Annotated in this window: 20 protein-coding genes; 11 read left to right on the forward strand and 9 right to left on the reverse strand. The window is 69.8% G+C overall.

Going from position 1 to position 24,200, the window contains the following annotated elements; genetic code table 11:
* The first annotated feature begins 88 nt into the window (after positions 1 to 88).
* From ACZ4XD_RS01430 to ACZ4XD_RS01465, 8 genes are all read left to right on the forward strand, one after another.
* Entirely contained in the window at positions 89 to 2,254 is a 2,166-nt protein-coding gene (locus ACZ4XD_RS01430; RefSeq protein ID WP_468037047.1) for an SUKH-4 family immunity protein, read from the forward strand.
* Positions 2,247 to 4,445, forward strand: coding sequence for an SUKH-4 family immunity protein (locus ACZ4XD_RS01435; protein WP_468037049.1), 2,199 nt, complete (start codon positions 2,247 to 2,249; stop codon positions 4,443 to 4,445). The genes ACZ4XD_RS01430 and ACZ4XD_RS01435 overlap by 8 nt, the downstream gene beginning before the upstream one ends.
* Before the next feature lie 91 nt (positions 4,446 to 4,536).
* Entirely contained in the window at positions 4,537 to 5,241 is a 705-nt protein-coding gene (locus ACZ4XD_RS01440; RefSeq protein ID WP_468037051.1) for a hypothetical protein, read from the forward strand.
* Positions 5,242 to 5,524: 283 nt separating this feature from the next.
* Positions 5,525 to 6,784: an ABC transporter substrate-binding protein gene (locus ACZ4XD_RS01445; protein ID WP_468037053.1), complete on the forward strand. Its 1,260-nt coding sequence runs from the start codon at positions 5,525 to 5,527 to the stop codon at positions 6,782 to 6,784.
* Between the two features lie 101 nt (positions 6,785 to 6,885).
* Positions 6,886 to 7,794 carry a carbohydrate ABC transporter permease gene (locus ACZ4XD_RS01450; protein ID WP_468037176.1) on the forward strand — a complete coding sequence of 303 codons (909 nt, stop codon included), beginning with the start codon at positions 6,886 to 6,888 and terminating at the stop codon, positions 7,792 to 7,794.
* A 59-nt stretch (positions 7,795 to 7,853) separates the two neighbouring features.
* Positions 7,854 to 8,690 carry a carbohydrate ABC transporter permease gene (locus tag ACZ4XD_RS01455; RefSeq protein WP_468037055.1) on the forward strand — a complete coding sequence of 279 codons (837 nt, stop codon included), beginning with the start codon at positions 7,854 to 7,856 and terminating at the stop codon, positions 8,688 to 8,690.
* A 40-nt stretch (positions 8,691 to 8,730) separates the two neighbouring features.
* Positions 8,731 to 8,871, forward strand: coding sequence for a hypothetical protein (locus tag ACZ4XD_RS01460; protein ID WP_468037057.1), 141 nt, complete (start codon positions 8,731 to 8,733; stop codon positions 8,869 to 8,871).
* A gap of 150 nt (positions 8,872 to 9,021) precedes the next feature.
* On the forward strand, positions 9,022 to 9,996 hold the full coding sequence (locus tag ACZ4XD_RS01465; protein WP_468037059.1) for a TauD/TfdA dioxygenase family protein: 975 nt from the start codon (positions 9,022 to 9,024) through the stop codon (positions 9,994 to 9,996).
* 75 nt (positions 9,997 to 10,071) lie between these two features.
* On the opposite strand, the gene ACZ4XD_RS01470 is transcribed toward ACZ4XD_RS01465, so the two are convergent.
* The gene (locus tag ACZ4XD_RS01470; protein ID WP_468037061.1) at positions 10,072 to 10,917 is read right to left on the reverse strand and encodes an ArsR/SmtB family transcription factor; all 846 of its coding nucleotides are present in this window, start codon (positions 10,915 to 10,917) and stop codon (positions 10,072 to 10,074) included.
* A 568-nt stretch (positions 10,918 to 11,485) separates the two neighbouring features.
* Between ACZ4XD_RS01470 and ACZ4XD_RS01475 the strand changes: the two genes are divergently transcribed.
* On the forward strand, positions 11,486 to 11,695 hold the full coding sequence (locus ACZ4XD_RS01475) for a hypothetical protein (protein WP_018088149.1): 210 nt from the start codon (positions 11,486 to 11,488) through the stop codon (positions 11,693 to 11,695).
* 150 nt (positions 11,696 to 11,845) lie between these two features.
* Here the strand turns inward: ACZ4XD_RS01475 and ppdK are convergent, their stop codons facing one another.
* From ppdK to ACZ4XD_RS01490, 3 genes are all read right to left on the reverse strand, one after another.
* Positions 11,846 to 14,626, reverse strand: a complete 2,781-nt coding sequence (gene ppdK / locus ACZ4XD_RS01480) for a pyruvate, phosphate dikinase (protein ID WP_468037178.1) — start codon at positions 14,624 to 14,626, stop codon at positions 11,846 to 11,848.
* A 308-nt stretch (positions 14,627 to 14,934) separates the two neighbouring features.
* Entirely contained in the window at positions 14,935 to 15,639 is a 705-nt protein-coding gene (locus tag ACZ4XD_RS01485) for a type 1 glutamine amidotransferase (protein WP_468037063.1), read from the reverse strand.
* Positions 15,640 to 15,786: 147 nt separating this feature from the next.
* Positions 15,787 to 17,304, reverse strand: a complete 1,518-nt coding sequence (locus ACZ4XD_RS01490; protein ID WP_468037065.1) for an MFS transporter — start codon at positions 17,302 to 17,304, stop codon at positions 15,787 to 15,789.
* Between the two features lie 102 nt (positions 17,305 to 17,406).
* Here ACZ4XD_RS01490 and ACZ4XD_RS01495 point away from each other — a divergent pair, with 102 nt between their 5' ends.
* Positions 17,407 to 18,360: a helix-turn-helix transcriptional regulator gene (locus ACZ4XD_RS01495; protein WP_468037067.1), complete on the forward strand. Its 954-nt coding sequence runs from the start codon at positions 17,407 to 17,409 to the stop codon at positions 18,358 to 18,360.
* 44 nt (positions 18,361 to 18,404) lie between these two features.
* Here ACZ4XD_RS01495 and ACZ4XD_RS01500 read toward each other — a convergent pair whose 3' ends face one another.
* Complete coding sequence (locus tag ACZ4XD_RS01500) at positions 18,405 to 18,980, reverse strand: MarR family winged helix-turn-helix transcriptional regulator (protein ID WP_468037069.1); 576 nt, start codon at positions 18,978 to 18,980, stop codon at positions 18,405 to 18,407.
* 242 nt (positions 18,981 to 19,222) lie between these two features.
* Entirely contained in the window at positions 19,223 to 20,350 is a 1,128-nt protein-coding gene (gene dusB, locus ACZ4XD_RS01505) for a tRNA dihydrouridine synthase DusB (protein WP_468037071.1), read from the reverse strand.
* 154 nt (positions 20,351 to 20,504) lie between these two features.
* Between dusB and ACZ4XD_RS01510 the strand changes: the two genes are divergently transcribed.
* Positions 20,505 to 21,959 (forward strand): MFS transporter, encoded by a 1,455-nt coding sequence (locus ACZ4XD_RS01510; RefSeq protein ID WP_468037073.1) that lies wholly within the window; start codon positions 20,505 to 20,507, stop codon positions 21,957 to 21,959.
* A 49-nt stretch (positions 21,960 to 22,008) separates the two neighbouring features.
* Here ACZ4XD_RS01510 and ACZ4XD_RS01515 read toward each other — a convergent pair whose 3' ends face one another.
* From ACZ4XD_RS01515 to ACZ4XD_RS01525, 3 genes are all read right to left on the reverse strand, one after another.
* Positions 22,009 to 22,371 carry a hypothetical protein gene (locus ACZ4XD_RS01515; protein ID WP_468037075.1) on the reverse strand — a complete coding sequence of 121 codons (363 nt, stop codon included), beginning with the start codon at positions 22,369 to 22,371 and terminating at the stop codon, positions 22,009 to 22,011.
* Positions 22,371 to 23,093 carry a DUF6232 family protein gene (locus ACZ4XD_RS01520; RefSeq protein WP_468037077.1) on the reverse strand — a complete coding sequence of 241 codons (723 nt, stop codon included), beginning with the start codon at positions 23,091 to 23,093 and terminating at the stop codon, positions 22,371 to 22,373. Before ACZ4XD_RS01520 ends, ACZ4XD_RS01515 begins: the two co-directional genes overlap by 1 nt.
* A gap of 161 nt (positions 23,094 to 23,254) precedes the next feature.
* A complete protein-coding gene (locus tag ACZ4XD_RS01525) occupies positions 23,255 to 24,178 on the reverse strand; it encodes a helix-turn-helix transcriptional regulator (RefSeq protein WP_468037079.1) in 924 nt (307 codons plus the stop codon).
* Positions 24,179 to 24,200: the final 22 nt, after the last annotated feature.

Here is a 24,200-nt window from a genome sequence, read left to right on the forward strand (position 1 = left end):
AAGGGGATGCGGCCGTAGGCGCAGGCCCCCCAGAGGATCGACCCCAGGGAGGCCGATGCCACGCGTCATATCGTTCCGAGGTAATTACGTGAATCAGCCCGGTACCCCCGGCCACCACCACCTCTCGACCGACGAGGCGGTCTCACGCGTTGTCGAGTGGTGGAACGAAGGGCGTCCCGCCGGCAGCCGCTGCGACATCGTGAGCGGTCACGCCGCGGACGAGGTCCTGGAAGAAGTGCACCGGCGAATTCCTCGAAGTCTGCTGCTCGACGCCACGGGGCAGACGCCCGAGGAGATCGTGACGGAGGTACTTGACTTTGTCGGCGTGCCGAGAGCGGCCCAAATCAACACGCCCTGGCGCCATTTGCGCAAATATTTCTCCGCCGACACCTGCATCCTGCTCAAGAACGCACACCGAGCGGGTCGCACCCGGCGTTCGGCGCGGCCTGTGCAGGTACGGGACGAGCTTGCCGGGAGGCTCAGCCACCAGCGCAAGGTCGCCGTGGCCGTTGCCGCTCCGCCACAGGCTGATCCGCCGGCCCGCGAGTTCGTCCTGCATCTCGACGATGGTCCTGGCTCTCTCTCGGAGTCTGAGCTCATTGACGTACCGGCACAGATCCGGGCACTCGCACTGGCCGAGCCGCGCCGGGTGCCGCTCCGGGTGTGGCAGGAGCTCGCGCAGTCCGCTGGGTTGCGCGATACGGAGGAGGTCACGCTTGAGGAAATCCTCGCCCAGTTCCCCGACCTGGTGACTCGCGACGCCAACGGTGTCGCATTCGTCGATGAAGGGCTGGCGGAGGCTCTTCGCAAGGCCGCCGACGAGGAGATGGTGCTCCGCGTCAACCGACACATGGTCGAATGGCTCAGGGAAATCTCCCCCCAATTCCTGCATACCGAGGGGTGGGCGGCCTCGGGGGAGATGGGACGCTACGCCGCGCACGGGCTGGCCATGCATGCCGTCCAAGCCGGGCTGTTCCATGAATTGCTGCACGATGGCTCCCTCATCGCCAACATCACGCAGGAAGCACTGCTTGATGCAGCACATTGCGCCTTCGACGGATCGGTTCCGGGAAACAACGCCGCAGCCGACGCCGTGCATCTGTGGAGCTACGGGGTGACCCCGACCACTCAGCCGGAGTGGGCTGCCTGGCTGCATCTGATGGCGACCGCACGCGAGGACTCCGCATTCGCGACAGGCATTGCGGGCTCGGGCCTGTGCATGCCATGGACCACGAGCTGGGCCCACTGGCGTCCGCCGGGCGGCTATCACCCGCGCTATCTCGCCCCCGGGGCGGTCAATGACCTTTACGCGGTCCATTGGGACGGCCGCCCCGCAGTGGCCGTCGAGTGCGAATCCCCTTCCGCCATCCACGTCCGGGACCTCGCCACCGGCGAACTGCTGGGCGGTCCCTGGCACGGCGACGACCTGCCGGAAGCCGCACAGCAGGCCCTCACCTGGGCCGACCCCGACGCCCATGACACCAGCGGCCCCCTCACCCTCAGCGATTTCGAGGAGGCCGACGGGGCCGACGAAGGCCCCGACGAGGAATTTCTCTACCTCGCCCTGTCCTTTGAGGACTACGTCATCGTGGCCGGCGCGGGCGGCCTGTTCGGTGTGGAGCCTGCCGACCCCGACGAGTTCCCGGGCCTCGCACCGCCGACCGGCCCGCCCCTCTCCGGATGCCCGACAGTGGCCGGCCCCACCCGCCCTGCGCACGCCCCCGACCCCGCCCCGACGGATCTGACGGAACTGCTTGACGAACCCGTCGTCGTGCGCACGCCCCTCAACGGCCTACCGAGCGGCCTCACCGACGCGGCGGCCCGACGAACGCTCTCCGAAACCGGCCTCCCCGTCATGGACACAAGAGGAATCGCCCTCGAACCTGATCTCCCCGACTTTCTCTCGGAGATCGCATGGCCGGAGGACCTGGAGACGCCCGACGCCGAAGGCCCCTTCTTCAAGATCGGCCGATGGACGGCCGGCCTGATCGTCATCGACGGCCCCACCGGCCGCACACTGCGTATGCCCGGCAGCCCTGACGAAGACGGCCTGGAGGGCACACTCGTGGCCACAAGCCTGGATGCCTTCCTCGCCAAGGCCGCCCAATGGCTCACGGGTCGGCACCTCCTCGATTCCATCGAAAACGAAACCGAAGCCCACTCGCTACGACGGGATATCGAAGACACCTTGTGGAATATCGACTGGCGCGGCTCGACGGCGGGGGCGTGGGTCTATCCCCTCCACAATGACTGAGGACCGCGTGGCCCGGCGGCTGTACGGAAGCGGACCGACGGGTCCGACTGTCGTGGCGGAGCTTGAAGCCTGGCTCGGTGAGCCGCGCCGCAAGGGCGGCGTGCTCGTATTGCGCGGCGCCGGCGGCTCCGGTGCCAGGCAGGTACTCGAAGACCTCCGTCGACGAGTACCCAACGCAGTATTCGTCGATTGTCTCCATCTGAGTGCCGAGGAAGTGGCGATTCATGTACTTCTCGGTCTGGGGGTGGATCCGGAGGCCGCTCACGAACGGCGATCGAGCCTCTGGAGTGCGCAAGGGCTCATCAACCGTGACGCGGTTGTATTGCTGACCAACGCCCAATGGGCCGGATCCACGATCACGTCGACGGAGCCCGGGCGGGTGCTCCGTCTGGTCGCGGAGCGCTTCGGGCGCGATGACCGCCGGTGCCTGCGGATCGTGGTGGAAGGTGATGCCGAGCGTGCGCGCATCCCTCACCGCCGCCATTTGCAGGAAATGTCGATAACCGATGGCGACAAGCCGGGCAGCTCCGGAAGTCGTCAAGGGGCCGGTGCCGTGGCCCAGCACCGCGCCATTCAGCTCCTCGCTGCGGCCGAGACGCCTGGTGTTGCCTTTCCTGTGTGGTCAGCGCTCTGCGAAACTCTGGGACATCCCACGGACAAGGGAGAGCTCCGGTCGCTCGTCGCCCAATACCCGCACCAACTGGCTGTGGAAACCGCCGAGGACGGTGCCGAAAGCGTTTCTTTCGCCACACCGGTGTCGCGGGCAATTGCTCGCGAGGCCATCCCCCTCTCCCCCGTGGATCAGCAGGCCCTTTTCCACTACCTCTCCTCGCACGCGGGCTCGCCCGAGCTCGCCCGATATGCCGCTCAGACTCTCCCCGTACACGCGGCACTCGGCGGTTGCCTTGAGGAATTGCTGGCCGATGGAGAGCTGCTCGCTCGAACGGAACGCTACGGGCTGCTCCAGGGAATCGCGGCGGCCTGGCCGGCGGGTGTCCCCCAAGGCACTGTCGCGATGGATATGCACTATCTGGAAACGCAGCGAGTTGATCCCGTCTCGCGCGGCGAGTGGCTTTCCTGGTTGCACTGGGCGGCAGTGAACCGTGGGCAGCGCACCGTAGCAGACGGACTCGCCAACGCCGGCATCGATATGCCCTGGAAGACGCTCTGGTCTCATCAACGGCCGTACGGCGTATTCGGTCCGATGGACGGGGAAGTGGGACGCGTCGACCAGATCCGCGTGGAGCGCAGGGATGACGTGCCGGTCGCCGTGATGAGGCGGGTCGTCCGGTACGACGACATGGGCGGGCCATTGAACGACGAGTATGTGGAACGTGTCTTCGCTCTCGATGACGGCACGCAGGTAGGCACGGAAAGCGTCGTACGGATTCCGCATACCCAGGACACGCCCAGGCCAGCGGAATTCCATGAGGACGCGGCGCTGCCGGCGCCCAGAACCCCCGACGTCAACAGAAGCATCAGGCCGGCCGGACCGGGCCGCTGGGTCATCGGCGGACACGGCGGGCTGTACGCAGTGCGCGCAGTGGCCTCGGCCGATGCCGGAACGGGCGTGTGGGGCGGGGGACCCTACCTCGGCCCGGTAACAAAGGCCGCCACCTGGCGGTGTCCCGAGGAGGCGCTTGCTGATGGTGCCCCTTCGACGTCATGGCTGGAGAGAATCTTCGGTACCGGAAGCTGCCGGACAGTGAGTGCTGCTCAACTACCCGACGGGCTGCGCAATCCCACCGCCCGGGAGTTCTTGAGCACGACCGGCCTTCCGTACCTGAACGGCCAGATCCCCTTCTTCTCCTCTTCCCCCCTGAACGAACAAGGGCTTCCGGAATTCGAATGGCCGGAGGATGTCACGGATCCAGAGGCGGAGGGCCCCTTCTATCAGATCGGCTCGTGGATGGGAGGAGCCGTGGTACTGGACGGATCGAGCGGCGCAGTCCTCCAGGACACGGAGAGCGGCTATTCGACAGTCCTCTTGGCCAGCAGCCTCCCGCAATTCGCCACGGTGCTACGGCTCTACGGTGATTACCGCACCAGCTGGCTGTCCACCCTCGCTGAAACCGTGGATGCCCGGTGGAGTCTCAGGGAATGGGCCGAGGAAATCGACCCCGCCACGGAAACCGGTGATCACTGGGACGAGGTGTTCGAAGGCAGACTGGACAACCTCGGATCATATTGACGGAGCGGCGAAATTCCCCGGCGGGAGCGTGCACAACAGGAGCAGGACAAGGAGAAGGAGAAGAAGGGCCCACCAGGTGTTGAGCGCCAGAATGCACGACTTTCCCGGAGTGAACGTCCGGCTGGCGAGGGAGGTGGAGGATGTCGCGGACGACCACATCCACCTGGCGAAGAGGGCGATTGACGCGCTGTTCACCTTTTCCGCCGGGCTGTGCATTCCGCTCTCCATGGAGATTGCGGCGGCGTGGTGGGACGACGAGTTCGACCTGCCGCTCCCTTCGTCCGGACTCCGGCTGGAAGGCGGAATGCTGCGACGCCGCGCCCTCCCTGAAGGCATGTACGCGAACCCGCGCTACCGATGCGACGTGCTGACCCTCGTGGAAGAGGTCGATGCGGCCGCTGCCTTCAGATTTATCGAGGGCTTTCTCTCTTCTGCCGACGGTGCCCGCGTCAGTGATGGGCCGGCAGTGGGCTGGGAAGGGCTCGCGTTCAATGCCACGGCCGCGCGGTTGCCCGATGATGGCAGCCGGTTCGAGCGCAGCACGATTCAGCTTGAGGTGGCGGGCCATCACCTCGACCACCCCGTCGAAAGGCATGCGGGGAATGACTGGGTCTACGGTCCGATAGGCGCGTCCGTCCTGCACGCTCCGTTCGAGTTCCAAGTCAGCAGAAGCCAGGGGGAGATGCGGTTCGACGTGGCGATCTACTGGTCGACATGGTCGCCTGACGGCCCAGGGTGGCCTGCCGTGAAAAGCGGCATCGCCGCCCTGGCGAAAGACGGCTGGGTACGGGAATGAGGCCAGGCGGCAGACGACCCGCGACCGGAGACCCGCGCCCAGCAACCAGCAACCAGCAACCAGCAACCAGCAACCAGCAACCCGATAAAACCCCAACCCCCCGTTGTCCACAGCCGCAACACACCCCCGCCCCCATGCGGCACCATGGACGCCCGCACCACCCGTGATCGACCATAACCAGGACGTGACAAGCGCGCGGGGCTACGTGGCGTCGTGCGGCAGGTGACGAGCGCAGGGGGCGAAGTGGCGTGCGGAACATGACGACCGCAGGGGGCGACGTGGCATGACGGAGATCAACAGGCGGCGGCTGTTGGCGGCCGGGGGTGGGGTCGCTCTTGCGGCGGGGTTGGCGACGGCGTGTGGGTCCAACACGGGGCGGGGCGGGGGAGGTTCGGGGGCGGAGATCAGGCAGTGGTATCACCAGTACGGGGAGCCGGGGGTCGAGCGGGCCGTGAAACGGTATGCCGCCGCGTACCGGAAGGCGGATGTCTCGGTGCAGTGGCGGCCGGGGGATTACGACCGGCAGACGGCGGCGGCGCTGCTGACCGACTCGGGACCGGATGTCTTCGAGGTCAACGGGCCGATGCTGGAGCAGATCCAGGGCGGGCAGGTGGCCGATCTGACCGATGTCGTCGAGCCGGTCAAGGACGACTTCCACCAGGCCGCGCTGGCGCCGAAGATCTGGCGGGACAAGGTCTGGGGCATCCCGCAGGTCGTGGACATGCAGCTGCTCTATTACCGCAAGAGCCTGCTGAGGGAGGCCGGCGTCCGGCCGCCGCGGACGCTCGATGAGCTGGTGGACGGGGCGAAGAAGCTCAGCGGCAAGAAGACCAAGGGGCTGTTCCTGGGGAATGACGGCGGGGTGGGGGTGCTCGGCGGGACGCCGTTGTTCGCCGCCGGGCTGAGTCTGATCGACGCGGACGGGAAGGCCGGCTTCGACGATCCGGCCGCGGCGCGGACGCTGGGGAAGATCCGGCAGCTGTACGCGGACAGATCGTTGCTGCTGGGGGCGCCCACGGACTGGTCCGATCCGGCCGCGTTCATCCAGGGGCTGACCGCGATGCAGTGGTCGGGGCTGTGGGCGCTGCCGCAGATCAAGAAGGCGCTGGGGGACGACTTCGGGGTGCTGCCGTTCCCGAAGGACGGAAGCGGCGGGAAGCCGTCCGTTCCGGTGGGCGCCTACGGCTCGGCGGTCAGCGCGCGGAGCAAGCGCACGGCGGAGGCGAAGGCCTTCGCGAAGTGGCTGTGGGTGGACCGCACCGACTTCCAGCAGGATTTCGCGCTGTCGTACGGGTTCCACATCCCGGCCCGGATCTCGTTGGCGAAGAAGGCCGAGCAGCTGCGTGAGGGGCCGGCGGCGGATGCGGTCCGCCTTGCCACCGAGTACGGCTATGCGGAGCCGCTGTTGTGGACGACCGCGGCCCGTACCGCCTATCAGGACGCGCTGAGCCGGATCATCAAGGACGGCGCCCACCCGGAGAGTGAGCTGAGGCCCGTGGTGCGCAAGGTCAATGCCGAGCTTCAGCGGGTCAAGAAGAAGTGACGGCGGCGGGAGGGAGCGGAGGGGCGGTCGGGGTCGAGGACGGGCCGGTCCGCCGGACAGCGGTCGCCCCGGCTGCCGGGCGCCCTTCGCTCGGTGTCCGGCTGCTGGGGCCGCAGCGGCGGAATCTGTGGTTCTGGGCCTTCGTCGGGCCGTTCGCCCTCGGGCTGGGGCTGTTCACCTATGTGCCGTTGGCGTGGAGCGTCTATCTGAGCTTCTTCGACGCGCACAACACGGTGAGTCCGTCCGGTGCGGATTTCGTCGGTCTCGGCAACTACGGCGCGATGCTGAGCGATGCGTCCTTCCTCGGCAGTCTGGGGACGTTTCTGCTGTTCACGGCGTTCATCGTGCCGGCGACGTATGTGCTGTCGCTTTCGCTGGCGCTGATGGTCAACCGGCTGCGGTTCGCCCGGGCGTTCTTCCGGTCGGTGTTCTTTCTGCCGACGGCCTGCTCGTATGTCGTCGCGGCGGTGATCTGGAAGCTGTCGATCTTCAACGGGGTGCGGTTCGGGCTGGCCAACACCGTGCTGGGGTGGTTCGGGGCGGACCAGACCGCCTGGCTGTCGACGACCGATCCGCCCTGGTACTGGCTGGTCATCGTGACCGTACGGCTGTGGTTGCAGGCCGGGTTCTACATGATCCTGTTCCTGGCCGGGCTCCAGCGGATCTCGCCGCAGCTGTACGAGGCGGCGGCGGTGGACGGGGCGCGGCCCGGCTGGCAGACCTTCCGGCACCTCACCTTTCCGCAGTTGCGTGCCACGTCGGTGGCGGTGGTGCTGCTGCTGGTGATCAATGCGTTCCAGGCGTTCGACGAGTTCTACAACCTCCTGAGCGATGCGCGCGGCTATCCGCCGTACGCCCGGCCGCCGTTGGTCTATCTCTACTACACGGCGCTGGGCCGGGATCAGAACCTCGGGCTGGGCAGTGCGGGTGCGGTGATCCTGGCGCTGATCATCGCGGTGGCGACGGTGGTGCAGGCCCGCTGGTTCGGCCTCGGCCGCAGGGAGGAGTGAGCGGGGATGGAGGAGTCAGCGGGGGTGGAGGAGTCAGCGGGGGTGGAGGAGTGAGCGGGATGGACGATGCGCTGACGAGGGCCGGGCGGGCGCTGCGGGTGGTACTGCTGGTGGCCCTGGCGCTGCTGTTCCTGGTGCCGTTCTATCTGCTGGTGCGGAACGGACTGGCGACCGAACAGGACATCACCGCGCCCGACTGGACGTTCTTCCCGCGGGTGCTTCAGTGGTCGAATCTGACCGAGGTCTTCCAGGACCCGAACCTTCCGCTGGGGCGGGCGCTGCTCAACTCCACGCTGATCGCGGTGTCGACGACCGCCGGTACGGTGCTGCTCGCCTCGCTCGCCGGGTACGGCCTGGCCCGGATCCCGTACCGGCACGCCAATATCGTCTTCTACGCGATCCTGGGGACGCTGATGGTCCCGGCGGCCGTGACGTTCGTGCCGAGCTTTGTGCTGGTGTCGTCGCTCGGGTGGATCTCCACGCTGCGCGGGCTGGTCATTCCGACACTGTTCAGCGCGTTCGCCTGCTTCATCTTCCGGCAGTACTTCCTGGGCTTCCCAAGGGAGCTGGAGGACGCGGCGCGGGTCGACGGGCTCGGCTACTGGCGGACGTACTGGCGCATCGTGGTGCCGAACGCCCGCCCGGTCTTCGCCGCCGTCGGCACGATCGTCTTCATCGGCGCCTGGAACGCGTTCCTGTGGCCGCTGGTGATCGGGCAGGACCAGGATGCCTGGACGGTGCAGGTGGCGCTGTCGACGTTCACCACCGCGCAGAACCTCAATCTGCATGAGCTGTTCGTGGCCGCGGCGGTCTCGATCGCCCCGCTGGTGGTGGTGTTCCTGGTGCTCCAGCGGTACATCGTCGCGGGGGTGGAGCGCAGTGGGATCGATGACTGACGCATTGAGGACACCTGGCTGAGGGGGTACGGTGCGTGGCATGAGCACGCACCTGGACGTCCGTGAGGCGGAGCCGCGCGACCGCGGCCCCCACGGCGAGTGCGCGCCCCGCGGCCTGAGCTTTCTGCGCCGCCGCGGCCGGGTGGGCTCTCCCCCGGCCGGCCGTTCCTGTACGTCCTGACGGCTCCGTGAGCTGAGGCCGCGGCCGCCGGTCATCCGCGGTCCCGGGCCGCCGTACGCCCGCCGTACGCCCACCGGCGACTCTCCCGCGCCTCACCGCACCCTGCCGTGCCCTGCCCTCCCCTCTCTTCCTTCCCTCCAGGAGGCTCCGTTGACGGCTCTCACCGACTCCGCCGCTCCCGCTCCGGCCACCACTCCCGCCCCTTCCGCCACTCCCGTCCTGCGCCCCCACCGCATCCCCGCCGACGGGCTGTACGAAGGGCCCCGTCTGCTGCGCCGGACCCCCGACGGCTGGGACGACCGCCCCTACGAGCGCTTCGAGGTCGTACCGCAGGCGGCCACCATCGGGGCCGAAATCCGTGGGCTGGACCTGTCCCGGCCACTGTCCGGGGAGCTGCGTACGGAGCTGAACCGGGCGCTGCTGGAGTGGAAGGTGCTGTTCTTCCGCGGGCAGCGGCTGAGCTCCGCGGCACAGCGGGAATTCGCCCGGAATTGGGGCGAGCTGGAGACCAATCCGCTGCTGGCGCCGGGTGATTCGAAGGACGTGGTGCGGTTCGACAAGGCGGCCGGCGGGGTCCCGACGTTCGAAAATGTATGGCACACGGATGTGACGTTCCGGGAACGCCCGGCGATGGGCGCGGTGTTGCAGCTGCGTGAGGTGCCGCCCGCTGGCGGGGACACGATGTGGGCCGATATGGCGGCGGCATACGACAATTTGCCGCCGGAAATCCGGGCACGGATCAATGAGGCGCGGGCGGTGCACGACTATCTTCCGGGCTTCGCGCGCTTCTACTCCCCCGCTCAACTGGCGCCATTTCAGGAGGAGTTCCCTCCGGTTGTGCATCCGGTGGTGCGCCAGCACCCGGAGACGGGGCGGCGGATGCTGTTCGTCAACGCCTCCTTCACCACCCGCATCGTGGGTCTCGGCCGGGCGGCGAGCGACCGGTTGCTGCGGCTGTTGTTCCAGCAGGCGCAGGTGCCGGAGTTCCAGGTGCGCCGGCGCTGGCAGCCGGGGGATCTCGCGTTCTGGGACAACCGCGCCACCCAGCACTACGCGGTGAACGACTACGGGACGCACCGCCGGGTCGCCGAACGGGTCGCCATCGCGGGCGACCGCCCCTTCTGACCGCGGGGCCGCCGCCGACGGGAGTCCCTACCTCCCGCACGCTCCCGGCGCCCGGCACGGCGTCCCCGGCGCCCCTCACCGGAGCCGCTCGTACGCCGGCTCCTCCGCCGGGCGTGCGCCGCGCAGCAGGGCCGCGCCCAGCGGGGTGAGGGTGTGCAGCACCGCGTTGCCCTGCCGCAGGGTGAGCAGCAGTCCGGCGTCGCGGAGCACCGTCGCGTGCTGGCTGGCGGAGGCCAGCGAGACATCGGCGCGCCGGGCGAGTTCGCTGGTGGTGCAGCCGACGCCGATCCGCTGAAGTATCGCGGAGCGGGTCTGCCCGACCAGCCGGCCCAGGGAGCGCTCCGGCGGGACCTGGGGCGTGAGCCGGGGCGCGGGATGCTCCACCGGATAGACCAGGACGGGCGTCAGATCCGGGTTGTGGAAGGTGACGGGGGTGCGGCGGCAGAAGTACGACGGCAGCAGCAACAGCCCCCGGCCGTTGAGGTGGAGATCACGGTCCACCGGATAGTCGGCCTCCAGGACCGGCGGGCGCCAGCGCATCATCGGCGGGAGCGAGGCGAGCAGCCGGTCCGCGCCGCCGTCGAGCAGCGCCCGGCCGCGGGCCGCCCGGTCGGCCTCTATGCGGCCCTGGACGCGCGCCCAGTACGGGGCGACGGCCGCCTCGTAATAGCGCTGGAGTATCCCGGCGAGCCGGCCGAGGGCACGGGTGTCACCGTCGGCCATCGCCCGTATCCAGGACGGGAACGGGCGGGCGGCAGTGGAGAGCCGGGCGAGCTCGGCACCCAGCCGGGAGGCGGGCGTCTCCCGCAGGGCGGCGAGCGCGTCGGTCATCCCGAGGAGCCCTTCGGCGGGCGTCAGGAAATCGGGAAAATAGCCGCGGGTGGGCACCAGCGGTGCCAGCAGCCGCGCTTCGCCATTCAACCTTCCCCGTGTTTCCGATCGCCATTTGCCGAACGCCGAATCGTCCCGTCTGTCACGTAGCCGGTGAAAGCTTAAGACGGTCTCCCACAGTGCGTCCGGGCGTGCCGCAATGCGCACACGGGCCAGATCGAGTCCACTGAAATGGACGCGTAACACCGAACCCCCACCCCTGGTTTCCTCAGTCGGCCCCCGGCACGCCTGAGTATGCACGCCAACACGCGCGGTCACCATGCCCTTTTGGCCAGACTTGAAAGTGGTCGCGCCGCCAGGGGGCCGGAAGGAATGCTGTACTCAATTCAACGGCGGTGCGAACGGACCGGGTTGCTCGATCCCGTGGGGGGTGATGGGCACACCACCGGCCGCTCGGCAGCCCCGTTGAAGGCCGCCTTCCCGCGCCGACCGGGGTGGCGGCAGCTCCCGAGGGGGGAGTCCGGAGAAAACGAGGGCGGCACCTCCGCACAGGTGCCGCTCTCGTCGGACCGGGCAGGAGCAGGAGGGCCTCGGGGCCTGTTTTCAAAGTCCCGCTCCACCGGATGCACCCTCGGGGACACGGGGGCAGGCTGGAGGCATGGCCGAGCACCCGCCCGTCATCGTGCATCCGCCGTCGCCCACCGGTGGCCGGCGCGTCACGATCGAGGGCGAGATCCTCGGCCTCGCGTACAGCAGCGTCGATCTTCTGGAGTTTCTGCGCCGGGCCGGTCTGGACACCGACGTGGTGTCGCTCGACGACCATGACCTCATCGAGTGGCGGGGCGGCGGCCACAACGTCTGGATGTGACGAAGGGCGGCACCTCCGCACAGGTGCCGCCCTCGTCGGGGTGCCGGAGCCGGTGCCAGGCCGGTGAGGGAGAGGTGCCGTGGCACCGGGCTCCGGTGGGCTGTCCGGGGCGCCGCGGACGCGCCTGGCGCCCGCGGTGCCCCGGTGGGGTCAGCGGCTGTCGCTGCCCTTGGACTCGGCGGCCGCCCGGCCCGCCTCCAGCCGTGCGACCGGGATGCGGAACGGGGAGCAGGAGACGTAGTCCAGTCCGGCCTCGTGGAAGAAGTGGACGGACTCCGGGTCACCGCCGTGCTCACCGCAGACCCCGAGCTTGAGGTCGGGGCGGGTGGCGCGGCCGGCCGCGGCGGCGTTGCGGACCAGGGAGCCCACGCCGTCCTTGTCGATGGTCTCGAACGGGCTGACGCCGAAGATGCCCTTCTCCAGGTAGGCGGTGAAGAAGCTGGCCTCGACGTCGTCGCGGCTGAAGCCCCAGACCGTCTGCGTCAGGTCGTTCGTACCGAAGGAGAAGAAGTCGGCCGACTCGGCGATCTGACCGGCCGTGAGGGCGGCGCGGGGCAGCTCGATCATCGTGCCGAGGGTGAGCTTGAGGCTGACGCCGTGGGCCTTCTCGACCTCGGCGATGACCTGCTCGGCCTCCTCTCGGACGATCTCCAGCTCCTGGACGGTGCCGACCAGCGGAATCATGATCTCCGCACGCGGGTCGCCCTTGGCGTTCTTGCGCTCGGCGGCCGCCTCGGCGATCGCGCGCACCTGCATCGCGAACAGACCGGGGATGACCAGGCCGAGGCGTACGCCGCGCAGACCCAGCATCGGGTTCTGCTCGTGCAGCTTGTGCACGGCCTGGAGGAGCCGCAGATCGTTCTCGTTGGCGTCCTTGCGGGCCTCGGCGAGCGCGACCCGCACCGACAGCTCGGTGATGTCGGGCAGGAACTCGTGCAGCGGCGGGTCCAGCAGCCGGACGGTCACCGGCAGCCCGTCCATCGACTCGAACAGCTCGATGAAGTCGGCCTTCTGGAGCGGCAGCAGCTGGCTGAGCGCGGCGTCCCGGTCGGTCTCGGTGTCGGCCAGGATGAGGCGCTCGACCATCTCGCGGCGCTCACCGAGGAACATGTGCTCGGTGCGGCACAGGCCGATGCCCTGGGCGCCGAACCGGCGGGCGCGGGCGGCGTCCTCGGCGTTGTCGGCGTTGGCCCGTACGCGCAGCCGGCGCACCCGGTCCGCGTACGCCATGATCCGGTGGACGGCCTTGACCAGCTCGTCGGCGTCCTCGGCACCGGCGTGCATCCGGCCCTCGAAGTACTCCACGACCGGGGACGGCACGACCGGCACCTCGCCGGCGTAGACCTTGCCGGTGGAGCCGTCGATGGAGACGACGTCGCCCTCCTCGATGACGAACCCGTCCTGGGTCGTCATCTTGCGGGACTTGGTGTCGACCTCCAGTTCCTCGGCGCCGCAGACACAGGTCTTGCCCATGCCGCGGGCGACGACGGCGGCGTGCGAGGTCTTGCCACCGCGGGAGGTGAGGATGCCCTCGGCGGCGATCATGCCGTTGAGGTCGTCGGGGTTGGTCTCCCGGCGGATCAGGATGACCTTCTCGCCGGAGCGCGACCACTTGACGGCGGTGTACGAGTCGAAGACGGCCTTGCCGACCGCCGCGCCCGGGGAGGCGGCGATACCGCGCCCGATCATCTCGGACTTCGCGCCGAGGTCGAAGCGGGGGAACATCAGCTGCGCCAGCTGTGCGCCGTTGACCCGCTGGAGGGCCTCGGCCTCGTCGATCAGGCCCTGGTCGACAAGCTGGGTGGCGATCCGGAAGGCGGCACCGGCGGTGCGCTTGCCGACCCGGGTCTGGAGCATCCACAGCTTGCCGCGCTCAATGGTGAACTCGATGTCGCACAGGTCCTTGTAGTGCGTTTCGAGCGTCTCCATGATCTGCATCAGCTGGTCGTACGACGCCTTGTCGATGTTCTCGAGGTCGGCGAGCGGCACGGTGTTGCGGATACCGGCGACGACGTCCTCGCCCTGGGCGTTCTGGAGGTAGTCGCCGTAGACGCCCTGGTGGCCGCTGGCGGGGTCGCGGGTGAAGGCGACACCGGTGCCGGAGTCGGGGCCGAGGTTGCCGAAGACCATGGAGCAGACGTTGACCGCGGTGCCGAGGTCGCCGGGGATGCGCTCCTGGCGGCGGTAGAGCTTGGCGCGGTCGGTGTTCCACGAGTCGAAGACCGCGCGCACCGCGAGGTCCATCTGCTCGCGCGGCTCCTGCGGGAAGTCGCGGCCGGTCTCCTTGGCGACGATGTCCTTGAAGTGCGCGACCAGGCTCTGGAGGTCGGCGGCGTCCAGCTCGATGTCGACGCGGACGCCCTTGGCCTGCTTGGCCTCCTCCAGCGCCTCCTCGAAGAGCTCGCCGTCGACGCCCAGCACGGTCTTGCCGAACATCTGGATGAGGCGGCGGTAGGAGTCCCACGCGAACCGCTCGTCACCGGCCTGCGCGGCGAGGCCGGAAACCGACGCATCGGAGAGCCCGATGTTGAGGACGGTGTCCATCATGCCGGGCATGGAGAACTTCGCACCGGAACGTACCGATACGAGCAGCGGGTCGTCGGCCTGGCCGAGCTTCTTCCCCATCTTCTGCTCAAGGGCGTCGAGGTGCTCGGAGACCTCGGCACGGAGTGCCGCGGGCTCGGTGCCGCTGTCGAGGTAGACCTTGCAGGCTTCCGTGGTGATCGTGAAGCCGGGAGGGACCGGAAGTCCCAGGTTGGTCATCTCGGCGAGGTTCGCGCCCTTGCCGCCTAGCAGGTCCTTGAGCTCCTTGTTGCCCTCAGTGAAGTCGTAGACGAACTTCGCGGACGAAGGCTTGGTTACGTGGGGATCTTGTGTTTCCGGCACGGCACTGACTCCTCGCCGACGGGCTGCCCTGACGGCGAGGAACATACCCAGATCGAAGGCGTATGGGTACGTCCACTTGGTCGACATACCTGCGTAACCAGTCGTCCGCCACCAGATCGAAAGTGATCACGCGTTTGGACCATGCTTCATTACCTGAATGCATCACTCCGCTACGCAGTCAGAACCAGGGATATGTGCTACTCAGTGCAACGAATGGCTTAATCAGTCGAACAAATGAAGCGTGGCACCCGGTGCCACCATTGGAGAGATGGAACCCCACTTCGACCGCTCATCTGAGCGCCACCCCTATCAGGGGTGGCGAGAATCACGCGCTCATGTGTGACGCGGTTCCATCATTTGGACCCGCTCGCGGCTATGTGATCAAGGAAAGCGTCCACCAACACGTGGGCCCGCGCGCGGACGGCAGGGAGATCTGCCCGCAATTCGGCCACCAGCCGCTCCGGGTCGACGCCCACCTCGGCCGCGATCGCCACCCCGTCCTCGTCGAACCACGCCTGGAGCACCTCAGGCGTCAGCTCCGGATGGAACTGCACGCCCCAGGAGCGGCCGCAGACGAAGGCCTGCGAGGCGACGTCGTTGCGCGCCAGCTCCCGGGCGCCCGGCGGCAACAGCCAGCGTTCCCCGTGGAACTGGAACCAGGGGCCCGGCCCGACCAGCTCCGGTGCGTCGGTCGTCAGGCGGCTCCAGCCCAGTTCGAAGCGCGGGGCGGCCTCGATGCCGCCACCGAGGGCGGTGGCCAGCGCCTGGCCACCGAAGCAGATGCCGAGCACCGGGACCCCGGCCCGGTGCGCCGAGCGCAGCAGGGCCAGCTCCGCCTCGATCCAGGCGTTCCTCCGCGCCACCGACCAAGGAGCACCGAGAGTCAGGATCAGGCCATAGTCCTCGGCCGCCGGGAACGCCACGTCGACGTCCGGAGTTGTATACCGCTCGGCCGGCACGACGAGCAGTTCGTCGAGCTCATAGCCCCGTTCGGCCAGCCGCTCGCCCACGTGGCCCGCGGTGGACAGATGGTCGTGAACGATGACCAAGGCACGCATGCCGGTCACTCCCCTCCCTCGGCCGGGGCCGCCGGGGCCCCGGATGCGACGCCCCCGTTTGGGCTCAAACTTCAGTATCGCCCGGGAGCCCGCCAGGCGCGACGGCTCTGCCGTACGCCCCGGGGCCGTCGGGGCGCCGCCCCACGCTCAGCGCCGGGCGCGCAGCAGCGGGAGCAGCGCCAGCGCACCCAGCAGGGCGCCGGCCGCCACCGGCAGTGCGGTCGCGTACAGCGCCTGCGCCGAGGCGAGAGCCGACGGCGTACCGGCGGCGCCGGCGGTCCCGGGCCGGTCCGCGAGGGCCAGGAAGACGCTGCCGTACGCCGCGACCCCGACCACCTGCGCAAGCTGCGGGACGGTGGTGAGCACCCCGCTGGCGTCCGAGGCGTCCGCGGGGTCGATACGGGACAGCGCGAGGGTCAGCAGCGGGCTGGTGGTGTACCCGAGACCGAGGCCCCACAGGAGCTGGAGCGCCGGCAGGACGAGACCGCCGTGGCCGCCGGTGCGCAGGGCCCACCCGATGCCGAGGTAGCCGGCCGCGGTCAGCGCGCAGGCGGCGGCGATCACCGGCAGATGCCAACGGGCGGGCAGCTTCTGCCAGGTGAGGCTGCCGGTGGCGACGCCGACGGCCAGCGGGGCGAAGGCCAGACCGGCGCGGGTCGCGGACTCGCCGAGCCCCGACTGAAGATGCTGGGAAAAGGAGAAGAGGAAGCCGGCGTACCCGGCCATGCCGAAGAACAGCGCGGCCGCACCGCACACCAGATCCTTCGAGCGCAGCACCCGGCCGGGCACCAGCGGAGCCCCGCCGCGCCGGGCGACCCCCCGCTCGACCAGCACGAACACCACGGCCATCGGGACCACCGCGCCCAGACAGAGCGTCGTCCACAGCGGCCAGTGCTGCTCATGGCCCAGGACCAGCGGTACGACCAGCAGCAACAGCGTGGCCGTCAGGGTGACCAGGCCGGGCAGGTCCAGGCCCTTGGCCGACGGGGGTGCCCCGGCGGGCAGCAGCCGTACCGCGGCGGCCAGCAGCGCCAGCCCGACCGGCACATTGATCAGAAAGACCGGGCGCCAGCCGGTGCCGCACAGATCCGCACTGACCAGCAGTCCGCCGGCGACCTGGCCGACGACCACGGCGACCGCGATCACCGCCGCGTACAGGCTCAACGCCCTTGCCCTGGCGGGTCCTTCGAAGGTCAGCTGGATCAGGCTGTAGATCTGCGGGACCATCAGCCCCGCCCCGATGCCCTGCACCACCCGGGCAGCGATCAGGACCCCGGCCCCCGGCGCCAGACCACAGCCGAACGAGGCGAGGGTGAAGGTGGCGAGACCGGCCAGGAAGACGGTCCGGAAGCCGTGCCGGGCACCGAGCCGAGCACCGGTGATCAGCAGCGCCGCATAGGAAATCGTATAGCCGGAGACGATCAACTGGAGCGCGGAACCGGTGGTTTCGAGGTCGGTCCGTATGGTCGGCGTGGCGACATTCACCACGGTGGCATCCAGCAGCGCCATGAATACCGCGCCGAGAATGACGAGAAGAATTCCGGTGTGCCGCGGTCGCTTTCCGTCCGGGGCAACAGGCTGCCGATTCGTCGTGCCGCCGTCCACGGATTCCCCGGCGGCTGTCCGGCCGGATTCGGGGAGGCGGTCCTGGGTCATCTCACTCATGACAGCAATGCTCACGGCCGGGGTATTCGGGTACCAGATATCCAGTGATCCTGGTACCGGCGGTATCTGGCACGGGGTCACGGCGTCCCGCATGATGGTGCGGTGTCCAGCACCAGCACCCGTTCCCCAGCAGCCGCGGCCGCCCGGCGCGGTGAACTCGCCGCGTTTCTGCGGCTCCGCCGGGAGCGCCTCACCCCGGCGGATGTCGGACTGCCCGGCGGCCCGCGGCGGCGCACCCCGGGGCTGCGCCGTGAGGAGGTCGCCCAGCGGGCCGGTGTCGGAATCGCCTGGTACACCTGGCTCGAACAGGGCCGGGCCATCAACCCGAGTGTGCAGGTGCTCGATGCGATCGCCCGTGCGCTGCTGCTCGGCCCGGCCGAACGCGAGCATCTGCACCGGCTCGCCGGGATCCCCGGGACCGCGTCCTGCACCCCGGCGCGGCAGCCGCTGCCGTCCGAGGCGCAGACCATTCTGGATTCGCTGAATCCGCTGCCGGCCGGCTTGGTGTCCGCCGGTTATGACGTGCTGGCATTCAACGACGCCTATGCGGCGCTCGATCCCCGTATGGTGCTGCTGCCGCCGGCCGACCGTAATGTACTGTGGCGCCTTTTCACCGCGGACGAGGAATGCCAGCCGCTCGTCGACTGGGAGCGGGAAGTCTCCTTCATGGTCGGCCAGTTGCGCGCCGAATTCGGTCGCCGGCTCCATGACCCGCACTGGCGCGCGTATATCCGGAAACTCTCCGAGGCGAGCCCGCTTTTCGTGGACCTGTGGGCCCGGCACGAAGTCACCGCACCGGTCACCCACCGCAAGCGGTTCCGGACGGTCGACGGCCGCGAGGTCGCCATCACGGCGACCGGATTCACCACGACGGCCGTCCCGGACGCCAAGATGTGGATCTATACGCCGGACGACGGGGAGGCCGTCCGGGTGCTCGGCGAACTCCTCGGCCGCTACCGGGAGACCGGCGCCGCCGGGCTGGTGGCCGCCGGTGCGGCGGCGGCCCGGGGAACCGGCCACCGCAAGGGCGCGGCCCATACGGAGCGAAGGCCGTAGACGCGGCCCGGGGCGGTGCGCCCGGCCGCCACGCCCCCGCTCCCCTACCTCTTGGCCCGGCGTCCGCTCCGCCGCGGGCGCGGGTCCTGGCCGTCCAGCAGCTCCAGCCGCCGCTCCTCGCCCCGGGTCTCGACCTGCGCCACGACCCGGCCCAGCAGCTCCGCCAGGTCCAGTGCCTCGTCGTCGCTCAGCCCCGCGGTGACGAAGACCTCTTCGGCGTGGAACTCCGGGAAGACCCGGGCCATCAGCCGCTCCCCCTCGGGCGTGAGCGCGAGCAGGGCGAGCCGTCCGTCGGTCGGATGGTCCTTGCGCTCCAGCAGACCGCGGCTCTGGAGGGTGCGGGCGACGCCGGTGAGCGTGCCCTTGGAGATCCCGGCGTCCTCGGCGACCCGGCGGGTCTCCCGCTCGCCCCCGATCCACACCACCCACAGCACGACGAAGGAGGTCCAGGTCAGCTCGACACCGCGCAGTACGGAGTTCTCGAAATGCTGCCGTACGGCGGCCGCGGCGCGGTAGAGGTGTGCGACCGCGGCCATCCGCTCGTGGCGCACGGGGGTGTCCCCGAGCTTGGCCTGTACGTCCTTCTCCGTGTCCCCGGTGGAACGGTGCCCGCTCACCACAGCGACTCCCTCGGCCGGTCCGTCGGTCCCGCCCACTCCTGCCGGACCTCGTGGACGGCCGTACGAGCTGCCACAAAACGCCCGTACGGGATCAAACGATAACGGGTCGAGGCACGCCGGTCCCCGCCCGCGCGCCGACACGCCTCAGGGGTACACGGGTGCCGTAGGCCGGACGGCGGCCTCCAGGCCACAGGGGGTCGTGTGGGGAGCCACCCGCCGGAGCAGCCGGCGCCCGGCGGGGCTCAGCCGCCCGAGGTGTCCAGCTCCGCGCCCGCGTCCACGCCCGCGCAGTCGTACGGGTCGTCCAGCCAGCCGTCCGGCAGCACGACGCGGTTGCGGCCCGAGGTACGGCCGCGGGGGCCGTCCGCGCCCGCCGGCCACGGCTGGTCCAGGTCCAGCTCCGACAGCAGCGCGTCCAGCTCGTCGAGGGAGGAGGTCACCGCGAGGCCGCGGCGCATCTCGGAGCCGATCGAGAAGCCCTTGGTGTACCAGGCGACATGCTTACGGAAGTCGATCACGCCGCGCGCCTCGTCACCGATCCACTCGCCGAGGAGGGTGGCGTGCCGCAGCATGACGGCGGCGACCTCCTTGAGCGTCGGCTGTGCGTAGGTGCCGGTGCCCTCGAAAGCGGCGACCAGATCCCCGAACAGCCACGGCCGCCCCAGGCAGCCGCGCCCCACGACCACTCCGTCGCAGCCGGTCTCCCGCATCATCCGCCGGGCGTCCTCGGCCGACCAGATGTCGCCGTTGCCGAGCACCGGGATCTCCGGGACATGCTCCTTGAGGCGGGCGATGGCGTCCCAGTCGGCGGTGCCGCCGTAGTGCTGGGCCGCGGTGCGCCCGTGCAGCGCGATCGCCGTGATGCCCTCCTCGGCCGCGGTCCGCCCCGCGTCGAGGTAGGTGAGATGGTCGTCGTCGATGCCCTTGCGCATCTTCATCGTCACCGGCAGGGCACCCGCGTTCGCCACCGCCTCCCGCAGGATGGAGCGCAGCAGATTGCGCTTGTACGGGAGCGCCGAGCCGCCGCCCTTGCGGGTCACCTTCGGGACCGGGCAGCCGAAGTTCAGATCGATGTGGTCGGCGAGGTCCTCCTCCGCGATCATGCGGACGGCCTTGCCGACGGTGTCCGGGTCGACGCCGTACAGCTGGATCGAGCGCGGCTTCTCGGACTCGTCGAAGTGGACCAGCTGCATGGTCTTCTCATTGCGCTCGACCAGCGCCCGCGTCGTGATCATCTCGCTGACGAACAGGCCCTTGCCGCCGCTGAACTCCCGGCACAGCGTCCGGAACGGGGCATTGGTGATCCCGGCCATCGGCGCGAGGACCACGGGCGGCTGCACCGCGTGCGGACCGATCTGGAGCAGAGTCATGGCGGCGATACCTTCGGCTTTCTTCGGCTTCCGTTGGCGGGGCGGGCGGGCCGCGGCCGTACGGGGGAACCGGCCGCTGCGACCTCCCATTGTCCCGCACCGCGCGAGTGGCCCCGCCAGGGCCGGGGACGGCAGATCGTTGTAGCGTTCAAGAATGCCTGAGCTCAGCCGTCGACGGCGTCTCCTGGTGCTGGCGATCTGCTGTATGAGCCTGCTGATCGTCAGCCTCGACAACACCATCCTCAATGTCGCCCTGCCGTCCATCCAGCACGATCTGCACGCCACGGTCGCCGGCATGCAGTGGACCATCGACGCCTACACCCTGGTCCTGGCGGCGCTGCTGATGCTGGCCGGCTCCACCGCCGACCGGCTCGGGCGGCGCCGGGTCTTCCTGGTCGGGCTGGTGGTCTTCGCGGCCGGCTCGCTGCTGTGCAGCCTGGCGCCGAGCCTGGAGTGGCTGGTGGTCTTCCGGATGGTGCAGGCGGTCGGCGGCTCGATGCTCAACCCCGTCGCGATGTCGATCATCACCAACACCTTCACCGAGCCGCGTGAGCGGGCCCGCGCGATCGGGGTGTGGGGCGGTGTCGTCGGCATCAGCATGGCGGCCGGACCGGTGATCGGCGGGCTGCTGGTGCAGAGCGTCGGCTGGCGCTCGATCTTCTGGATCAACGTCCCGATCGGCGCCCTCGCGCTCTTCCTGACCCTGCGCTACGTCCCCGAATCGCGCGCCCCCAGGCCGCGCCGCGTCGACCCGGTCGGCCAGCTGCTGGTCATCGGGCTGCTCGGCTCGCTGACGTACGCGATCATCGAGGCCCCGGACGCCGGCTGGGCGTCCCCGGAGATCCTGGCATTCGTGCTGCTCGCGCTGGCCTCCCTGGCCGGCCTGCTCGGCTATGAGCGGCGCCGCCGGGAGCCCCTGATCGACCTGCGGTTCTTCCACAGCGCGCCGTTCAGCGGGGCCACGGTCGTGGCGGTGTGCGCCTTCGCCGCGCTGGCCGGCTTCCTCTTCATCAACACGCTGTATCTCCAGAACATCCGTGGTCTGTCCGCTTTGGACGCCGGTCTGTACATGCTGCCCATGGCCGGGATGACGCTGATCTTCGCGCCGCTGTCGGGACGGCTGGTCGGCAGCCGGGGGCCGCGGCTCTCCCTGCTTCTGGCCGGTGCGGCGATGGGCGCCAGCGGAATGCTTTTCGCGGCGTTCGACGCCCAGTCGACGGACCCGCTGATGTTCACCGGCTATGTCCTCTTCGGCATCGGGTTCGGCCTGGTCAACGCGCCGATCACCAACACCGCGGTGTCCGGGATGCCCCGTTCCCAGGCCGGGGTGGCCGCCGCGGTCGCCTCCACCAGCAGACAGGTCGGACAGTCGCTCGGCGTCGCGGTGATCGGCGCCGTACTGGCGAGCGGGGCACATGCCACCGCCACCACGGACGCCTTCCTCGCGGCCGGCCGCCCGGCGTGGTGGATCATCGCCGGCTGCGGTGCGGCCGTCCTGCTGCTCGGCGCACTGACCACCGGCCGCTGGGCGAGGGCGACGGCCGACCGCACGGCGGCGCTCTTCGAGGACGAGGCCCCGGGGCACCAGCCGGCGGACGCGCGGTCTTAGGCGCGCCGCCCGGCTCCGGGCACCGAGCGCGGGAGTGGTGCGCGGGTGCTCACTGCGCGCCCAGGAGTCCCAGCACCTTGTTGACGGCCTCGACGATCGGTACGCCGAGCGCGCCGAAGGTCGCGGCGATGCCCGCGACGGCGTACAGCGCGCGGTGGCGCTCCTGCTCCGGGACGTCCGCCTCGGCCCGGAGGGCGGGCAGCGAGTCGTCGAGGGCGGCGGCGCCTGCCTGCGGGACCTGGCCGCGCAACTCCTGCACCAGGGCGAGGAGTTCGCGCAGCGCCTCCTGGACGGCGGGGGCCGGCTCGGGGGCCGGGGTGACGCGCTTGTCGATGCCGACGTTGCCGGTGCCGCCGTGCAGGGTGACGTGGTCGCCGCTGCCGAAATAGTAGTGCTGGCCTCCGCCGCTCATCAGCTCGCCATCCCCACGTTGCCGGTGCCGCCGTACATGTTGACGTTGTCCCCGAAATAGTAGTGCTTGGGGCTGATCTCGACGGTGTTCACCCGCACCGTGAACTCGGCCGCGGGGTTCTCGATCGCGTGCGCGATCTGGTGCGCGAGCCCCCGTAGTTGGTCCGCGTCGGGGCTGGTCACCACAGCGGTGGAGGGGCCCGTCGTCTCCACGGCCAGAACGAAGTGCGGGGCCGCGCTGAGCACCCTCAGCATCTCCACCAGGGAGTAGACCAGTGCGGCACCCGCGGCGATCACCACGAGGGCGGTGACTCCGCCGGAGTCGTCGCCGCTGCTCCCGAAGCCGCCGCTGGTGGCGGCGAGCAGAAGGAGGAAGACCGTCGCCATCCCGAGGAGCAGCAACCGCTTCACGAAGGTCACGACGGCGTCCTTGCGCCGGGGGTGGATGGTGAGCGTGTACACCCGCGCGACGTTCTGGAGCGGGTAGTAGGCGTCACCGACCCAGAGCAGCCGCTTGCTGACCCGCAGATCGACCCCGATGATCGGCTGTGCCGAGGCCGCCGGCGCCACATCGGGGTGTGGATCGGCGGCCGGCGGCGGACCGGCCGGTGGCTGCGGCGGGGCGGCGGGCGGCGGCGGGGCAGCGGGCGGCGGGCCCCCGAGGGTGTCCCGGGCCTCCGCCGACGGGTTCCACGACTGCTCCGCAGGGTCTGTTGACGTCATCCGACTCCCCCTCGTCAGACCTCACCGGGTGAGATCCGGTCACCTCGCGGCCATGAGATCTCTTCATCGCTCAGTGCCGCACCATCGCGAGGTTTTACTGTGTCAGATGTGTTGCCACGGACGGAAGTTGGTTCTCCGCTGGCGGCCCCTCGCCCGTACGGTCACACCGCCGCGAGCGCCGCCGGCTCGGCTGCCAGTTGCTCCAGCCGCTCCCGGGACACCTCGTCCACGGGTGTGTAGTACAGCAGCTTGGGACCGGGGTTGGGCCCCGTCCACAGGCTGGTGGCGGTCAGTTGCAGGGCACCCACCCGCGGATGCCGGAAGACCTTCACGGCGCTGACCGGGCGGAGGACCTCGTGCTGCGCCCAGATCTCACGGAACTCCGGCGAGGCCTCCATCAGCCGCGCGACCAGCGCCTTCCAGGCCGGCTCGGCGAGATGCTCGGCCATCGACGCCCGGAACTTGGCGGCCATCACCCGCAGCGTGGCCTCCAGGTCGCCGAGGCCGGCCCGCCATACGGGGTGGGTGAACGCCAGCCACATACAGTTGCGGTCCTCTTCGGGCACCGCATCGAGATCGCACAGCAGCCGGCCGTAGGTGCGGTTGTAGGCGAGGATGTCGAACCGGCTGTTCTGGACGACCGCGGGGAACGGCGTGAGCTGGTGCAGCAGTTGCCACAGTTCCCGGGTGACGCCCGTGCACTCCCTGCCGGGCATCGGATCGACCGCCCCCGCCAGCGCGAACAGATGGCTGCGCTCGGCGCGGTCGAGCAGCAGAGCACGCGCCACCGCGTCCAGGACCTGCGGCGATACATGGATGTCCCGGGCCTGTTCGAGCCAGGTGTACCAGGTGACGCCGACCGCACCCAGGTGCGCGACTTCCTCACGGCGCAGACCGGGCGTACGCCGGCGGGCGCCGCGCGGCAGTCCGACCTGCTCGGGTGTGATCCGTTCCCGTCGGCTGCGCAGAAAGGCGGCCAGCTCGGCCCGGCGGGCGGTGTCATCGCGCGGGGCGGTGCCGTACGGCGGGGCGGCGGCGCCACCGGGGCCTGTGGCAAGCTGCGGCGGAAGCGGGTCCACGGTCATGGGTCCAGCCTGCCGCAGGCCC

It is taken from the genome of Streptomyces sp. NPDC029466 (assembly GCF_055574515.1).

Bases quoted from the DNA above. Each gene is read 5' to 3' on its own strand.
- ppdK (WP_468037178.1), bottom strand. From the start codon at position 14,626: ATGTTCCTCGCCGTCAGGGCAGCCCGTCGGCGAGGAGTCAGTGCCGTG.
- ACZ4XD_RS01445 (WP_468037053.1), top strand. From the start codon at position 5,525: ATGACGGAGATCAACAGGCGGCGGCTGTTGGCGGCCGGGGGTGGGGTC.
- ACZ4XD_RS01520 (WP_468037077.1), bottom strand. From the start codon at position 23,093: ATGACGTCAACAGACCCTGCGGAGCAGTCGTGGAACCCGTCGGCGGAG.
- ACZ4XD_RS01515 (WP_468037075.1), bottom strand. From the start codon at position 22,371: ATGAGCGGCGGAGGCCAGCACTACTATTTCGGCAGCGGCGACCACGTC.
- ACZ4XD_RS01455 (WP_468037055.1), top strand. From the start codon at position 7,854: ATGGACGATGCGCTGACGAGGGCCGGGCGGGCGCTGCGGGTGGTACTG.
- ACZ4XD_RS01475 (WP_018088149.1), top strand. From the start codon at position 11,486: ATGGCCGAGCACCCGCCCGTCATCGTGCATCCGCCGTCGCCCACCGGT.
- ACZ4XD_RS01440 (WP_468037051.1), top strand. From the start codon at position 4,537: ATGCACGACTTTCCCGGAGTGAACGTCCGGCTGGCGAGGGAGGTGGAG.
- ACZ4XD_RS01460 (WP_468037057.1), top strand. From the start codon at position 8,731: ATGAGCACGCACCTGGACGTCCGTGAGGCGGAGCCGCGCGACCGCGGC.
- dusB (WP_468037071.1), bottom strand. From the start codon at position 20,350: ATGACTCTGCTCCAGATCGGTCCGCACGCGGTGCAGCCGCCCGTGGTC.
- ACZ4XD_RS01525 (WP_468037079.1), bottom strand. From the start codon at position 24,178: ATGACCGTGGACCCGCTTCCGCCGCAGCTTGCCACAGGCCCCGGTGGC.
- ACZ4XD_RS01490 (WP_468037065.1), bottom strand. From the start codon at position 17,304: ATGAGTGAGATGACCCAGGACCGCCTCCCCGAATCCGGCCGGACAGCC.
- ACZ4XD_RS01485 (WP_468037063.1), bottom strand. From the start codon at position 15,639: ATGCGTGCCTTGGTCATCGTTCACGACCATCTGTCCACCGCGGGCCAC.
- ACZ4XD_RS01510 (WP_468037073.1), top strand. From the start codon at position 20,505: ATGCCTGAGCTCAGCCGTCGACGGCGTCTCCTGGTGCTGGCGATCTGC.
- ACZ4XD_RS01435 (WP_468037049.1), top strand. From the start codon at position 2,247: ATGACTGAGGACCGCGTGGCCCGGCGGCTGTACGGAAGCGGACCGACG.